Origin of the sequence: Rhodococcus sp. NyZ502 (assembly GCF_041464245.1) — a bacterium.
Classification (GTDB): Bacteria; Actinomycetota; Actinomycetes; order Mycobacteriales; family Mycobacteriaceae; genus Rhodococcus_F; species Rhodococcus_F qingshengii.
In genome coordinates this window covers 489,146-503,826 of the sequence record NZ_CP167155.1, presented here as the reverse complement: position 1 = coordinate 503,826, position 14,681 = coordinate 489,146, and the positions used below count along the sequence as shown (strand labels likewise).

Below are 14,681 nucleotides of genomic sequence, written 5' to 3'. Positions count from 1 at the left end.
GCCTATTGGTTTGCGCTTCTGTAGTTGGGTAGACGGAAACGGACCGCTGCCGGGAAGTGATTTCCCTTGCAGCGGTCCGCATTCGGTAGACCTAAGCGATGCTCATGTCAGCGGGTCACTGACCTGCGCGTACACCTTCTTCGACGCGCTTGCCCAAATCTGCGTCGACGTTCTTCCAGTACTCGAAGACACGCAACAGAACTTCCTCACTGACGCCGGCAAGGGCGTGGCCGACGATGTTGCTCACCAGGCGCTCACGAGCTGCGTCGTCGAGAACTTCACGGACCAGCGTTCCGGCCTGCGTGAAGTCGCCGTCCTCGGCGTGCTCGATGTATCCGGCGCGCACTGCCTTGCCGTCGAACGCCCACAGTCCTTCGTCACCGGCAACCGACGGATCGGCATGCGGTCCGCCGTACGAGTTCGGTGCGTACACCGGCGTCGACGGGGAATTGAAGCTGTAACGCATGGCGCCCTCCTTGGAGTAGGAGTTCACCTCGTTCTTCGGGGCATTGACCGGCAGGTCGGCGTAGTTGGTGCCGATGCGGTAACGATGTGCGTCGGCGTAGGAGAAGACGCGGCCGAGAAGCATCTTGTCCGGGCTGAATCCGATGCCGGGCACCACGTTCGACGGCTCGAAGGATGCCTGCTCGATCTGCGCGAAGAAGTTCTCCGGATTGCGGTTCAGCGTCCACTTGCCGACCTCGATCAGTGGGTAGTCCTTCTGGGACCAGACCTTGGTGAGGTCGAACGGGTTGAAGCGGTAGCCTTCGGCCTCGTCGACCGGCATGATCTGAACCTTGAGTGTCCAGCTCGGGAAATTACCGGCCTCGATGGCGTTGTACAGATCCGCGCGGTGGTAGTCGGGATCGCTACCGGCGAGGCTGTCTGCTTCGGCCTGCGTCAGGAACTCGATGCCCTGATCGGTCTTGAAGTGGTACTTCACCCAGAAGCGTTCACCCGCAGCGTTGACCCACTGGTAGGTGTGCGATCCGAAGCCGTCCATGTTGCGCCAGGTCTTCGGGATACCGCGGTCACCCATCAGCCAGGTCACCTGGTGAGCGGTCTCGGGACGCAGAGTCCAGAAGTCCCACTGCATGTCGTGGTCACGAAGACCGGAGCCGGGCAGTCGCTTCTGCGAACGAATGAAGTCGGGGAACTTGATGGCGTCCTTGATGAAGAACACCGGGGTGTTGTTGCCGACGAGGTCGTAGTTTCCCTCTTCGGTGTAGAACTTCATCGCGAAACCGCGCGGATCGCGCCAGGTGTCCGGGCTGCCCTGCTCACCGGCGACGGTGGAGAAGCGGACGAGGGACTCGGTCTTCTTACCCGGCTGCAGGAACGCGGCCTTGGTGTACTTGCTGACGTCGTGTGTGATGACGAGTTCACCGAAAGCGCCGCCGCCCTTGGCGTGGACGATGCGCTCCGGGACACGCTCGCGGTTGAACTGCGCGAGCTTCTCGATCAGGTAGTGGTCGTGAAGGAGCACCGGCCCCTGAATACCCGCGGTCAGCGATTCGTCATCACTTGCGACCGCGATACCGAAATTGTTGGTGGTGGGCTTGGTCATGGCGAAGCCTCCTAGCGTTGTGGGCTGGGCGTCAGAGGAGCGGGGCTGCATCCGAGTCGAACGCATGGGCTGCATGCGAGGTGGCTGACTCGGAGGTTCTGGACGCATCAATTCGATTCTGCGAGACCGCGTCCGACTCGGTGTCGGATTCGGCAGAATTCTTCAGGCAATCTTCGCAACGGCCCCAGAACACGACCTCGGCTTCGTCGATTTCGAAGCCGTGATTATCGGAAGGTTCGAGGCAGGGAGCTTGGCCGACAACACAATCGACGTCGACGACCTTGCCGCAGCCGCGACAGACGAGGTGATGGTGGTTGTCACCAGTCCTCGTCTCGAACCGTGCGGGCGAACCCGCCGGCTCGATGCGTCGCAGCAATCCTGCGTTCACGCATGCCTTCAGCACGTCGTAAACGGCCTGTGTGGATACCGATCCGAGCTGCTGCCGCACGAGTGCTGCAACAGAATCGGCGTCTGAATGCGGTTGGGCTGTAACCGCATCCAGCACGGCGAGGCGCGGAGCAGTGACCCTCAACCCGACGGCGCGCAGTTGCGCTCGGGGGTCGAAGTCATGCTCTCCGTCTCGCATGTTTCCCAGTATGCCGCTTTTCTGGAATTAGTCAAGAAAAGGATTGCCTAAGTTGAATCGAGACCGGTGTCACATATCGAGGACGGGAACAAATCCGGGGAGACCGCCGTTGAACACCCTGTCGGCGTCCGAACAAGCCCCGGGCCCCACCCCTTTTGTCGCTGCGAGCGACCACCCGCCGAGAGGCGCCTGTGGGACGTCGACACCTGACTTTCACACCACACGACCAAGGCCGCCCGGTCACTGACGGGCGGCCTTGGTCGCTTTTTCGCAGGTCAAACCCTCGTTACCGACGCCTGGCCGCTCCCGTAGTCATTTTTCCGCCCAGAATCACGACGCCGTGATGGGTGCCCACAGCCAACCAGTCCGGCAGGGTCCGCCCCTCTGCCTCGACGCTCACGCGCGCGTATCGGAACGATCCCGTCAGCCTTGCCGACGCGATCGCCAGACCTCCACCGGACTCCGGCTGCGCAAATCCCAACGCCCCGGCAATCGGCAGACGCGGCCCGAGCATCCGCGTATCCGAACGCACCCGCCATCCGTCGCCGGTTGCAGTGAATTTCTGCTGCACGTCTCCGTCGAACTCGGCCAGAACCTTGGGTAGTTGCCAGTGGACTCGCCCACCGTGCACCGACGGTTCCGAATCCACCGCGATGAAAGGGACCGCCATCCGCGGCATAGGCCCGATCCGTTTCCCTGGCGCATGCAAGACCGGACTGGCGAGGATCTCGCGATACGGGCCGACCGGCGAATCGAGGTAGTCCACCATCATGGCCACCGTCATCGGAATCGTTCGACCATCCGGGCCGAGCTCCCGCGCCGCCGACGTACTGCGGTGCCACCACAGTGTCGCGCGAACGCGAGCCGGCCACGGCGGCGGATCACTCACCGGCCAGTCGACGCGGTCACTTGTCGATTCAGGCACGCTCCACATCGGACACCTTCTCAGCTCGAATGGTCAGGGGAAGCCGCAAAGCGCCTGGTGCATGCGTCGGCACCACCGGATCGGACGGCAAAGTCGGATCGATACGTACGTATGGCTCGCCGGTCTTCGGGCGGGCGTCCGCGCCACCCTTGTTCGGCCACATCGCGCACGCTCGTTCCGCCTGCGCAGTGATGGTCAGGGAAGGATTCACTCCGAGATTTGCGCTCACCACCGAACCGTCCATGACGTGCAGTCCCTCATGACCGTATGCACGCAGATACGGATCGACGACGCCACTCGACGCGCTGTCACCGATAGCGCAGCCACCCAGAAAGTGTGCCGTCATCGGGATGTTCACGATCTCGGCGATGGAACCACCCGGGTCGCCATCGATCTTCTCGGCGACCTTGCGAATGGCTGTATGACCCTGCGGAATCCACTGAGGAGGTGGATCGCCCGGTCCCGGTCTACTGGTGAGGGAGCGCCCGAATCGTTTGGTGTTCTTGGAAAGTTCGAGGGAGTTGTCATCGGTCTGCATCACCAGCGCGATGACGGTTCGCTCGGACCAGTTCCGTACCGACAACGATCGCAAGAACGCTCCTGGGTGCCGGGCCGCGACTGCCAGAGTCTTCAGCACCCGGGGAGTTCGCCCACCGCCGTCACTCAGGACGGTCTGCAGAAGTCCTATTGCATTGCTGCCCTTGCCGTATCGCACCGGCTCGATGTGCGTGTGATCATCCGGGTGAAAGGACGACGTGATGGCTACGCCCTGCGTGAAGTTCCGTCGACGCGACTTCGACGTTGCGGCCAGTACGGCTTCGGAATTGGTACGTACGACGGTGCCGAGAGTGTCCGACAGGCCCGGCAGGGCACCGGATTCCTTCATACCGAGCAGCAGTCTCGCCGTTCCGTACGTTCCGGCGGCAACCACCACCTGATCGGCGGTGAACCGAACTTCTCGCCGGCGGACGCCGTCCGTTCGCCTCGCGAGCAGGCGGTAACCACCGCTTGCCGCCGGCCGAAGGTCGGTGACGGTCGTGAGCGGATGAACCCTGGCGCCCGCTTGCTCGGCGAGATGGAGGTAGTTCTTGACCAGCGTGTTCTTCGCACCGACTCGGCACCCGGTCATACATCCCCCGCATTCCGTGCAACCTGTGCGTTCGGGTCCTTTTCCGCCGAAGAACGGGTCCGGCACGGAAACTCCTGCCTCCCCGAAGAAAACCCCGACGGGGGTGGACGTGAAGGTCTCCCCCACGCCCATCTCTTCGGCTACGTCCTTCATCACCGCATCGGCAGGAGTGAAGGACGGATTGGTGCGAACACCCAACATCCGTTTGGCCTGGTCGTAGTACGGCGCCAGTTCGTCGTGCCAGTCAGTGATGTGCGCCCACTGACGGTCTTCGAAGAACCGATTGGGTGGCTGATACAACGTGTTGGCGTAGTTCAACGACCCACCTCCGACGCCGGCCCCCGCCATAACGAGCACATCCGGAAGAAGATGGATGCGCTGAACCCCATAACATCCGATCCACGGCGCCCACAGGTACTTTCGAAGTCTCCAACTGGTTTCGGGCAACTCGTCGTCGGCAAACCGTCGACCGGCTTCGAGCACCCCGACGCGGTAGCCCTTCTCCGTCAGGCGAAGAGCGGCGACACTGCCACCGAATCCCGAACCGATAACCACCACGTCGTAGTGCGTCGCGGTCATGCCTCGACGCTTTCGATCTTGCGAGCGGAGTAGTTCTCCCGATCGAAATGCTCCAGCAGCGAACGGAATTTGAAAGTGAACGTCGGCCACTGCACCGAGTTGCGCCCCTCCGGATCGATGTACCAACTCGAGCATCCGCCCTTGTTCCACACCGTGTGCTGCAACTCGTGCTGAATTCCCTTGTTGTAGTGCACCTGCACCGTCTCGTTCACGTCGAGGGCATCGATCCGCTCTCGCTTCATGGTGTTCACGGCGTCGTTGACGTACTCGGCCTGGGACTCGAGCATGTACACGATCGAACTGTGTCCGAGGTTGGTGTTCGGACCGTACATGAGGAACAGATTCGGGAACCCGCTGACCGCAGTACCCTTGTACGCGTTGGGACTACCGTTCCAATGTGCGGCCAGCGTCTCGCCACGTTTTCCGGTGATCAGATGCGCAACAGGCGGTTCCGTCGGCGTGAATCCCGTGGCGAAGATGATGGTGTCGACCTTGTGCTCGACTCCGCGTCCGTCGACCACTCCGTTTTCGGTGACCGAGACGAGCCCACTGTCGACCAGACTCACGTCCGCGCGGTCAAGGGTGCGCAACCAGTCGTTGGACAGAAGCATGCGCTTGCAACCGATCGTGAAATCGGGAGTCAGTTTCCGGCGCAACTCCGGATCTTTCACCTGTCTGCGCAGATGAAGGCGTGCGGCCGCCTCGAAGGCAGGCAGCACCCACGTCGCGTGCGACATCGCGGCACCGAGTAGCTCGCGGAAGCCGTAAACCCACCCTCGAATCACCTTCTGTGTAACCGGAATCCGCGAGTACATGGCCTTCTGTGCGGCAGGCAGGGTGCGATCCATCCGCGGAATCACCCAGGCCGGAGTTCGCTGGAACACGGTGACATGGGCAGCAGGGTCGGCAATTTCGGGAACGAACTGAACCGCCGACGCTCCCGTTCCGATCACGGCTACGCGCTCGCCGCGCAGTTCGTGTTCGTGGTTCCACGTCGCCGAATGGAAAGTGGTCCCGGAGAATTGGTCGAGACCGGGAAAATCCGGGATCTTGGGCGTCGACAACGCTCCGGTCGCGGCGACCAGAGCTTTGGCCGTCAACGACCCTCGAGATGTCCGAATACGCCACAGCGCCGCATCCTCGTCCCACACAGCAGCTTCGAGTTCGCAGTTCAGGACTACGCGTTCCACGATGCCGGTGTCTGCGGCCACCTTCTGCAGATAGTTGTAGATCTCGGGTTGACGAGCAAAGGTATGACTCCAATCGGCGCTCGGCGCAAAAGAATACGAGTACAACGCCGTCGGCACGTCACAGGCACAGCCTGGATAGGTGTTGTCGCGCCAAGTGCCGCCGATGTCAGCTCCACGCTCGATCAACACGACGTCTGCAGCGCGATTGTCGCGAAGCATTCTGGCCGCCAAGCCCATACCGGCAAATCCGGCACCGACGATCAGCGTTTCGACATGTTCGGGAAGCTTCACTTCTTCTCCACTCGGGATTGCCAGGCCGGCAACAGTCGCGCTCTGAGCGCGTCGTCGGCTTCGGATGTACGAAACAGGGCTGAGACGGCAAGCCCACGAACGAGTTCGATGGTGAGTTCGACCGACTCGGAATCGAACCGATCACCGAACAACTCGGCGCTGCCGAACTCGAGCGCCTCACTCACCTTGCGTTCGAGGGGCACCGTCGCCGCATGCAGAACGGGATCGGTCCGCGCCGCGACCCACAATTCGAGGGCGGCATAGAACAGCGGCCCGGAGAACGCGTCCGACAGGACCTCGAGGCCTCGACCACGATCCACTTCAGCGGTGAGGATTTCTTCCAGCCGCTTGTCGACCAGATACTCGACGGCCGCGACGACCAGCGATTCCTTGGTCGGAAAATGATGCAGTTGCGTACCCCGCGAGACGCCTGCGCGGCGGGCGATCTCTTGCGTGCTGGTCCGTGCGTAGCCCAGCTCGACCAACGATTCGACGGCGGCGTCGAGGAGGCGCCCACGCATCGCCGCTGTACGTTCGGCCTGGGTACGGCTTACTTTCGCATCGGAAGTGGTCTCGGTCACAAGACAACTGTAGAGCCGAAACGTAAAACAGTCCAGGCTGACTTCAAATCTTGACACGTAACATACCGGTCAGTCAGCTCTGCCTGATAACGTCCTCGCATCGAGCGGAGGGAAACAATCGCTATGCCAGAGCAAACAGCATTTCCACACCGCCGTGTCGGGTTGGTGGAAGACCACGAGTCGGTAGCAATCGGCGTGTCCGTGATGCTCGAGGACGAGCCGGACCTCGAATTGGTGTGCATCACGACCACTGTGTCCGAGATGCTCGCTCAGAACGTCGCCTTGGATCTGGCAATCCTCGACCTCCGACTGGCCGACGGGTCATCGCCCAAGAGCAATGTCGAGCAACTGCGGTCCGCCGGGCTCGAGACATTGATCTTCACCGGGGCGGAAAACCCGTACCTCGTTCGCTCGGCCGCCCGTGCCGGCGTGCTGGGTGTTGTACGCAAGTCCGAACCGACTGCCGTCGTGGTTGATGCGATACGCGCCGCCGCGTCGGGAAGGCAGGTGGTGACGACAGAGTGGGCTGCCGCAATCGACGGGGATCCAGGTCTCGACGAAGTGGGTCTGAGCCCTCGACAACTCGAGGTCCTCGAACTTTACGCATCCGGAGAGAAGGCGGATCGAGTTGCGCGACTCACCGGTTTGGCGCCGCAGACGGTTAACGACTACCTCCAGCGCATCAGGCAGAAATATGCGGCTGTCGGACGACCCGCACCGACAAAAACGGATTTGTACAAACGCGCGGTCGAAGACGGGGTGTTACCAATTCCTGAACGGCCTACTTCCGGAAAAAAGCTGACTTTGACTAACAATGAGGTTCGGCAACAATAACTCTCACAGCGCTGCCCCTGAAAATATGGGCAGAGGAATTGATGTCTGGGAAAAATTTCCCTCTTCGAATTACATTCATCTGACATGAAGACGGCACTGTCGGGGGTCTGTCATTCCGCTACAGAGAAGTAAGGACGAAACTCATGACAGTCACTGTGGAAAACTGCATGGCACAGGATCCCGTAGGACCGCACCTTTCGGAGCGCGAAATCGAGGTTCTCAGGGAATGGCTACTGAGTGATTCGAAGTCACGCGTCGCTCAAAACCTCTACATCAGCGTGGGAACGGTGGGGACCCACCTGTCGCGGATTCGCGAGAAGTATGCCGACGTTGGAAGGAACGCACCGACGAAATGCGAATTACTCGTGCGAGCGATACAAGATCAGATAGTGACGATCGACGAACTCTGATCGACAGAGTTGCTTTCGACAAAACAGCCAGTGCTTCTGACGAAATTCTGAGGCTCTTCGGCCGTTTCATCGGCGCCGGCTATGTCTGCTATCTGATATTGCTTGCCCCTGCGATTGCAGAAGCCACCACGATGTCTGCGTCGTGGTGGACTCCACTGGCGGTGGTCGCGACTTTCGGTAGTGGGCTGGCGCTGGGAGCATCGACGTTCCACGCCGACACCCGATGGGTGAAACGAACTGCGAGCGCAAATGCGGTTCTCTACGTCGTGGTCATCCTCCTGTGGTGGCCGGCGTGGAATGGTGACCACGTCACAGATTTCACCTTGTGGATTTCCAATTTCCCCGGCGTCGCCAGCCTTGCTGCCGCTGCAGCTTGGCGACCGGCCGCTGCCGTCGTGCACCTTTTCGTAGTGGCAACACCCGCACAGTTGACCAATCACATAATCCGGACGAGTCCCACGACGCACCTGTTGGTTCCCGACCTCGCCTTCGCCTGGACATTCTGCGCGGTTTTCGTAGCAGCGGCCGTCATGGCCTTGCGAACCGGACGAGTACTGGATGCGACCATCGCCACCACTCATGCCGCTGCCGCCGGCGCCGCCGCGGCCGAGGCCAAATCCGTCGAACGCGAGAGATTCGACGCACTCATCCACGACACCGTGATGTCGACTCTGCTCGCTGCTTCGAGAAACGATGCCGATCCCTCGGTCGTCGCTCAGGCGCGAAGGACGGTGGCAAGACTCGACGAACTGCGCTCCGGAACCGACCACGAGACGAGTTTCGACTTCGACGGAATCCTCGCTCAGTTGCGTTCAGCCGCTTCGGAAGTGGACGAAAACATCACGTTCGAGACCGCCCTCTCCGACGGGTCTGATCCGAGCGGATACGCACCCGACTCGATTCGTGCGATGGCCGGTGCGATGGCCGAGGCACTGCGCAACAGCGTCAAACACGCCGGAAGCAGTGCACGGCGTTCGGTCACGGTCACGGCAACCGCCACCCACCTCGAAGTAGTCGTCACCGACGACGGCGTCGGCTTCGATCCGAGCTCCGTCGAGACGCATCGCCTCGGAATCACTGTCAGCATCCGCGGCAGAATGCGTCAACTCGACGGCGGATCGGCAACCATTCGATCGTCACCCGGCCGCGGCACTTCGGTGACTCTGACGTTGAGCTTGCCCGTAGCGGTGATGACATGACCAGGCCGGACGGACGAGATGTCCGCGATCTTCTCGGCATGCACAGCCGTGCTGCTCGATTCATGGCTGCATGCTTCGCGCTCACCTGCGTGATCTCGGTCGCCTACACATCCTCCGACGTCCGCGCAGTCTGGCCGATGATCTTGGCAATTATCGTGTGCTCGACTGCGGCTTTCACACTCGTACTGAGCAGAGGCGACCCGATGCCGCTGGGGCAGAGCGTTCTGGTGTCTCTGACCGGCGCCGTCACGAGCGGCCTGGTGTTGTCAGTGGTTCCCGTCCCCGTCAACGACATGACTCAACTCTGGATGTTCGGGATGTCGACGGCAGTCTTCACCTTCATGTGCGTTCGTGGGCGTACAGCACTCGCGTGGCTCGGGCTTGGACTCATGGTGTTGGTGACCGCCATCTGGTCCTCCACCACCGGCCAGGGGGCCATGTACGGAGTGTCGTTGACGGTCATCAACGCGGGCCCTGTTCTGATGTCGACCTTCTTCGCATACACCATCCGTCCTCAAGCCAGGGTTATCTACGAACTTCGTGAGCAGTCCACCCAACGAATTGCCTCCGCATCCGCCAGTGCTGCGATTCTCGAGGAACGCGACGCGCAACTCGACAGGCTCGATGTCCTTGCACGCCCGCTCCTCGAACGGGTCGCTTCCGGGGTTCCACTGACAACCACCGAGCGGCAAGAATGCGAACTCCTCGAGGCGCAACTCCGAGATTCACTGAGGGCGACAGGCTTACAACAAACAGATGTCATCGATGCTGTGCGTGCCGCTCGAAACCGCGGCGTCGAAGTGGTCCTGCTCGACGACCACGGAATGGATGGCGCGAACCCCGACGTGCGCGACCGAATCCACTCGAGCATCGTCCGGGAACTCACCGCGATCACGCGAGGAAAAGTGACCATACGGATCCTTCCACCTCGGCGTACCGCTATGGCCACGATGCTGGTCGACACTGAAGACGTTCGACGAATCGAGTTCGATCACAACGGAATGCAGCTGCTACGGCAGGGGGACCGGGGAGAGCTCGGCACCTCGTCCATGTCCGCCGATTCGACTACAGACAGCGCCCGTCGAACCCGAATAGCTTTCGAGGAGAGTGAGATTCACCGGGTCGATCACCAGGAGAAATGAATGATCTTCGAACTGCGTCCAGCGCATGTCGCGCGTGCCCTCGCCGCATTGTGTGCCCTTCCGATTCTGTGGACCTTCGCAGTAGAGGGAATCACCACGACAACGGAATACGACTACAGCACAGGCGAAGTGTCCTCGTCGAGCGACCTGGGCTCTCAGATCGGAAGCGTCGCGATCTGGATCGTCCTCGCGATCGCATTTGCCGCCGGTGCCTGGTATCTGGAGAAGCAGCGCATCGGTTGGCCGGCCGCGGCGCACGAGCAGCTGGTCAAACTGCAGCTGGCATCACCCAACCGAGAAGGGTAAAGGTCCCTACCGCTTCCGATCGCCGGCGCGGAGAAGATTACTGGGAACCGTATGGCCCACTATCTCCTCTGCAACGGCAGCGGCACGAATGCTCGCATCCAGGTCGATACCCGTCGCAATGCCCATGTCTTCGAGCATGTAGACCAGTTCCTCCGTCGCGATGTTGCCACTGGCACCGGGAGCGAACGGACAACCACCGAGACCTCCGGTGGACGCGTCGAGGTTTCGAACACCGTGCTGCACAGCCGCAAACGCGCACGCAAGACCAGCGCCACGCGTGTTGTGGAAGTGCGCACCCAAGCCGAAGTCACCTACTCTTTCGCCCACAGCGTCGATCAATCGTCCGACACGTCCCGGCGTGGCAGTGCCGATGGTATCTGCGATCGAGAACTGATCAGCACCGAACTCCTTGGCCTGCTCCGCAATCCGCAGAACACGATCCGGGTCGGTTGGACCGTCGAACGGACAGTCCCAGGCTGTGGCCACGATGACCTCCACCCGTCCTCCGGCGTCGTGGACGATCCGGACGACCTCTCCGATACGTTCGGTCGCTTGCTCCGTCGTCGACCGAGTGTTGGCCTCGCTGTGGCCATTCGATGCCGACACAACATATTCGACGGTTTTCACTCCTGCGGCGACGGCCCGTTTCGCTCCACCGATTCCGGCGACCAATGCCGAGAACTCGATGCCGGGCCACTGGTGCAGTTCTGCTGCCAACAATTCCGCGTCGGCCAACGCCGGCACAGCGCGCGGTGAGACGAACGACGTCGCCTCGATACGCGAAACACCCGTCGCAGCCAGAGCATCGACAAGACGAAGTTTCTCCGCCAGCGACACCGGGTCTTCGATCTGCAACCCGTCCCGTGGTCCGACTTCACGAATACTGACTGCTGGAATACCCACGCCAGGTACCGACATGTCAGATCACGCCCTTCATCTTCAGTTCTGCCTGCTCGTTGTCCGAGAGTCCGAGGAGCCCGCCCCACACCGAGGAGTTGTCGTGACCCGGCGCCGACGCTCCCGCGTTGCGCACGGATCCGGGTGTCTCACTGAAGGTAGGCACGACGCCCAGGCCGAGGACGTTTTCACCGATCCGCTCGTCGTAGTGGTCGACGAGCATCCCCCGCTCGATCAGCTGCGGATCCTTGACGACATCTTCAACCGTATTGATCGGCCCGGCAACAACTCCCACTTCGGTGAGGCGTTCCACCAGGCTGGTGGGATCTTGGAGCGCGACCCAGGCACTGATCAGTTCGTCGAGCTCGTCCTGATGTTTGCCACGCGCAACATGATTGGAGAAGCGGTCGTCATGCGCTAGTTCCGGTCGCCCCATGATGGTGCACAGACGCACGAAGAGCGTGTCCTGATTGGCTGCTATCACCACCCAGTTTCCTTCAGAGGTCTGATAGATGTTGGACGGCGCAATACCCTCCAATCTCGTTCCCGAGGGCTGCCGGATGATCCCGCCCCGATCGTAATCCGGGATCGTGGATTCCTGCACCGCCAGACAGGATTCCGTGAGGGCAACGTCGACCACCTGACCACGGCCGGTCCGCTCTCGTGAGAGCAACGCCGCCAGCACTCCCTGAACGGCGAACATCCCGCCGAGAGAATCTCCGAGCGAAAGGGCAATACGCGGAGGCGCCTGCCCTGGATAACCGTTCAGATGCCGAAATCCGCTGACCGCTTCGGCAACCGAGGCGTAGCCGGCGCTCTTGGCTTGCGGTCCGCTCTGCCCGTAACCGGATACCCTGGCCAACACCAACTTCGGATTGCGCGCACTGAGAACGTCGAATCCCAGGCCCCACTTCTCGAGGGTGCCCGGCCGGAAGTTCTCGACCACCACATCGGCATGTTCGATCAGATTCAGAAACAGGTCTCGTCCCGCGTCGACGCGAAGGTCCAACGTCACACACCGCTTGTTGCGGGCGTGAACCGTCCAGAAGAATCGATGACCGTCCTGCTCGGCCTGACCCCAGGTACGAAGCGGGTCCGGGCGGTCCGGCGATTCGATCTTGATCACGTCGGCGCCCATGTCGCCGAGCAGTTTCCCGGCGAAGGGCCCGGCGATCAAGGTTCCGAGTTCAATCACCCGATATCCGTCCAGGGGCCCGGTGGGCGCACCTTCCGACACAGCTGCCTCCTCTGGGAACTTTTCTCCCCTTGAAGGCTACGTCACCACCCGATATCGCAACATCATGTCGTGGTCTTCGTGATCGAGCATGTGGCAGTGCCAGACGTACCCCTGCAGGTCCCCCATACCGGCTTCTCCGTGTGCCGAGTGGTCTGCCATGGAACCTCTCGCGAAAGTTGCATCCGGATCGAAGCCCAACTCGTCGGCCGTCGGAAAGCGCACGATCACGCGGGTGATCGAGTTGGCATCCACGATGACAGTGTCCTTCTCCCCCGTTTCCCACACTTCGGGAGGCCGCAGCGAAGAGGTCACGAATTCCTCTGCCGACGGCGTCCACCGGACCCCCAAGTCAGGCACCGGATACCGCTGCATCAGTGCTGCAGTGTCGAGGCTTTGGCGTCCCACAACGCGGAACGCCACCAGGTGCAGATGAATCGGATGTGGTTCCGTGGTGATGTTGATCAGATTCCATTGCTCGATGGTTCCCTGACGCGGCAGTTCGATATCCGAATCAGTGAACCGCAAATTGTTGAGCGACATAGTGATCGACGGGTAATCCGAGGGACGCGACAGCTGCATGATCGTGAGATTTCGCACCACATCCGGGGACGCCGGTTCGGCAGCAACGGAATTCAGCTGCTGCGGGATCGAGCCGGTGAATCCCTTTGCGCTGCCCACGTCGAACCGACAGAAGACCGGCATCACCTGCGTGCCGCGTTGCGCCACCGCAAGGGGTACCGGTTCGTCGTTGCGCAATTCCACCGTCGTGCCCGGCTCGAGCATACTGAAGTCGACAAGCAGATCAGCGCGTTCACCCGGACTCAGCCGGACGTGATCCGTCGGCGCAGGAGCGGCCAAAAATCCTCCTTCGGAACCGATCACCCAGAACCGCATACGATTTGCGAAGTGCAGATTCCACACCGAATAGGTTGCGGCATTGAGCAGTCGCAATCGGTACAGTCCGCGAGCCACCTCCACTTTCGGCCATACGACGCCGTTCACTACACCCACGTCACCGGGAGTCGCCGGATCCCAGGAACCCTGCGGAGTGAGCCACGTGGAACGGACACTCTGTTGACCGTCGGAGGTGAAGACCTTGTCCTGCAGAATCATCGGAAGCTCGAATTCGCCGGACGGCAAGCCGAGAGAATTCCCGGTGGTGCCTGTATCTGCGTCGTCACGGAGAAAATACATCCCGACCAGCCCGGCGTAGACGTTGAGGCGCGTCATTCCCATGGCGTGATCGTGATACCAAAGATTGCCGGCTGCACGACCATTCGTGTACTCGTGAACCAAACCTTCGCCCGGACGCTGGATCAGCTCCGGATGCCCGTCGAACTGCGGTGCAGTAACTCCCCCGTGCAGGTGAAGCGAGGTGGGGACCTGTGTGCGGTCGAGGTTGCTGACGCCGTGCAGACCCGGATCGACATCCGCGGCAAGCGGATACGCAGAAATGTCGTTGGCATATCGGACTGTGACGAGCTGATCGACGTGAGCTTCGATGGTGGGGCCGAGATAATCCATTCCGCCGTAACCCAGCGACGGCGACGACGGTAGGTCCGGATGGAAACGGTGCATCGACGAAGCCGCGCGAAGCTCCAGGTTGCCACCCGAAATGCCCGGCAGGACAGGAAGGGTCTCCCGAAACGGTTCCAGCCGGGGTGACGGAAGTTGGAACGGGCGCAGTGGATCGACATCAGGTGGTCGAGCCGTCGCTGATCCAGCGGACAACGCGCTCAGACCGGCCAGCAGGCCAAGCCCTTGAACAAACGATCGGCGACGGATCTTGTGTGACTCGTCCACTCACG

The 14,681-nt window shown here is 61.4% G+C and carries 14 protein-coding genes; 5 read left to right on the top strand and 9 right to left on the bottom strand.

Going from position 1 to position 14,681, the window contains the following annotated elements; translation table 11 throughout:
* Window positions 1–115 precede the first annotated feature (115 nt).
* From ACBG85_RS02390 to ACBG85_RS02365, 6 genes are all read right to left on the bottom strand, one after another.
* The gene (locus tag ACBG85_RS02390) at window positions 116–1,567 is read right to left on the bottom strand and encodes a catalase (RefSeq protein WP_003943483.1); all 1,452 of its coding nucleotides are present in this window, start codon (window positions 1,565–1,567) and stop codon (window positions 116–118) included.
* 31 nt (window positions 1,568–1,598) lie between these two features.
* Window positions 1,599–2,153, bottom strand: coding sequence for a Fur family transcriptional regulator (locus ACBG85_RS02385; protein WP_003943517.1), 555 nt, complete (start codon window positions 2,151–2,153; stop codon window positions 1,599–1,601).
* A gap of 286 nt (window positions 2,154–2,439) precedes the next feature.
* Window positions 2,440–3,087, bottom strand: a complete 648-nt coding sequence (locus tag ACBG85_RS02380) for a hypothetical protein (protein ID WP_372026069.1) — start codon at window positions 3,085–3,087, stop codon at window positions 2,440–2,442.
* On the bottom strand, window positions 3,071–4,786 hold the full coding sequence (locus ACBG85_RS02375) for a GMC oxidoreductase (protein ID WP_007732329.1): 1,716 nt from the start codon (window positions 4,784–4,786) through the stop codon (window positions 3,071–3,073). The genes ACBG85_RS02380 and ACBG85_RS02375 overlap by 17 nt, the downstream gene beginning before the upstream one ends.
* Entirely contained in the window at window positions 4,783–6,267 is a 1,485-nt protein-coding gene (locus tag ACBG85_RS02370; RefSeq protein ID WP_372026066.1) for a flavin-containing monooxygenase, read from the bottom strand. The genes ACBG85_RS02375 and ACBG85_RS02370 overlap by 4 nt, the downstream gene beginning before the upstream one ends.
* Entirely contained in the window at window positions 6,264–6,788 is a 525-nt protein-coding gene (locus tag ACBG85_RS02365; RefSeq protein ID WP_202427151.1) for a TetR/AcrR family transcriptional regulator, read from the bottom strand. Before ACBG85_RS02365 ends, ACBG85_RS02370 begins: the two co-directional genes overlap by 4 nt.
* A 183-nt stretch (window positions 6,789–6,971) precedes the next feature.
* Here ACBG85_RS02365 and ACBG85_RS02360 point away from each other — a divergent pair, with 183 nt between their 5' ends.
* From ACBG85_RS02360 to ACBG85_RS02340, 5 genes are all read left to right on the top strand, one after another.
* Window positions 6,972–7,682 carry a LuxR C-terminal-related transcriptional regulator gene (locus ACBG85_RS02360; RefSeq protein WP_372026064.1) on the top strand — a complete coding sequence of 237 codons (711 nt, stop codon included), beginning with the start codon at window positions 6,972–6,974 and terminating at the stop codon, window positions 7,680–7,682.
* Window positions 7,683–7,825: 143 nt separating this feature from the next.
* Window positions 7,826–8,092: a response regulator transcription factor gene (locus tag ACBG85_RS02355; protein WP_370333094.1), complete on the top strand. Its 267-nt coding sequence runs from the start codon at window positions 7,826–7,828 to the stop codon at window positions 8,090–8,092.
* 131 nt (window positions 8,093–8,223) lie between these two features.
* Window positions 8,224–9,291, top strand: coding sequence for a sensor histidine kinase (locus tag ACBG85_RS02350; protein ID WP_372026061.1), 1,068 nt, complete (start codon window positions 8,224–8,226; stop codon window positions 9,289–9,291).
* Window positions 9,288–10,433: a hypothetical protein gene (locus ACBG85_RS02345; protein ID WP_260457148.1), complete on the top strand. Its 1,146-nt coding sequence runs from the start codon at window positions 9,288–9,290 to the stop codon at window positions 10,431–10,433. Before ACBG85_RS02350 ends, ACBG85_RS02345 begins: the two co-directional genes overlap by 4 nt.
* A complete protein-coding gene (locus ACBG85_RS02340) occupies window positions 10,434–10,739 on the top strand; it encodes a hypothetical protein (RefSeq protein ID WP_054187015.1) in 306 nt (101 codons plus the stop codon).
* A gap of 6 nt (window positions 10,740–10,745) precedes the next feature.
* On the opposite strand, the gene ACBG85_RS02335 is transcribed toward ACBG85_RS02340, so the two are convergent.
* The 3 genes from ACBG85_RS02335 to ACBG85_RS02325 are packed head-to-tail and all read right to left on the bottom strand — an operon-like array spanning window position 10,746 to window position 14,676.
* The gene (locus ACBG85_RS02335) at window positions 10,746–11,642 is read right to left on the bottom strand and encodes a hydroxymethylglutaryl-CoA lyase (RefSeq protein WP_372027823.1); all 897 of its coding nucleotides are present in this window, start codon (window positions 11,640–11,642) and stop codon (window positions 10,746–10,748) included.
* 16 nt (window positions 11,643–11,658) lie between these two features.
* Window positions 11,659–12,873 (bottom strand): CoA transferase, encoded by a 1,215-nt coding sequence (locus ACBG85_RS02330; RefSeq protein ID WP_311094262.1) that lies wholly within the window; start codon window positions 12,871–12,873, stop codon window positions 11,659–11,661.
* 36 nt (window positions 12,874–12,909) lie between these two features.
* Window positions 12,910–14,676 carry a multicopper oxidase family protein gene (locus tag ACBG85_RS02325; protein ID WP_058038240.1) on the bottom strand — a complete coding sequence of 589 codons (1,767 nt, stop codon included), beginning with the start codon at window positions 14,674–14,676 and terminating at the stop codon, window positions 12,910–12,912.
* Window positions 14,677–14,681: the final 5 nt, after the last annotated feature.

Coding starts and splice junctions, on each gene's coding strand:
- ACBG85_RS02340 (WP_054187015.1), top strand. CDS start 10,434: ATGATCTTCGAACTGCGTCCAGCGCATGTCGCGCGTGCCCTCGCCGCA.
- ACBG85_RS02350 (WP_372026061.1), top strand. CDS start 8,224: ATGTCTGCGTCGTGGTGGACTCCACTGGCGGTGGTCGCGACTTTCGGT.
- ACBG85_RS02365 (WP_202427151.1), bottom strand. CDS start 6,788: ATGCGTGGGCGCCTCCTCGACGCCGCCGTCGAATCGTTGGTCGAGCTG.
- ACBG85_RS02385 (WP_003943517.1), bottom strand. CDS start 2,153: ATGCGAGACGGAGAGCATGACTTCGACCCCCGAGCGCAACTGCGCGCC.
- ACBG85_RS02345 (WP_260457148.1), top strand. CDS start 9,288: ATGACCAGGCCGGACGGACGAGATGTCCGCGATCTTCTCGGCATGCAC.
- ACBG85_RS02390 (WP_003943483.1), bottom strand. CDS start 1,567: ATGACCAAGCCCACCACCAACAATTTCGGTATCGCGGTCGCAAGTGAT.
- ACBG85_RS02355 (WP_370333094.1), top strand. CDS start 7,826: ATGACAGTCACTGTGGAAAACTGCATGGCACAGGATCCCGTAGGACCG.
- ACBG85_RS02380 (WP_372026069.1), bottom strand. CDS start 3,087: ATGTGGAGCGTGCCTGAATCGACAAGTGACCGCGTCGACTGGCCGGTG.
- ACBG85_RS02360 (WP_372026064.1), top strand. CDS start 6,972: ATGCCAGAGCAAACAGCATTTCCACACCGCCGTGTCGGGTTGGTGGAA.
- ACBG85_RS02375 (WP_007732329.1), bottom strand. CDS start 4,786: ATGACCGCGACGCACTACGACGTGGTGGTTATCGGTTCGGGATTCGGT.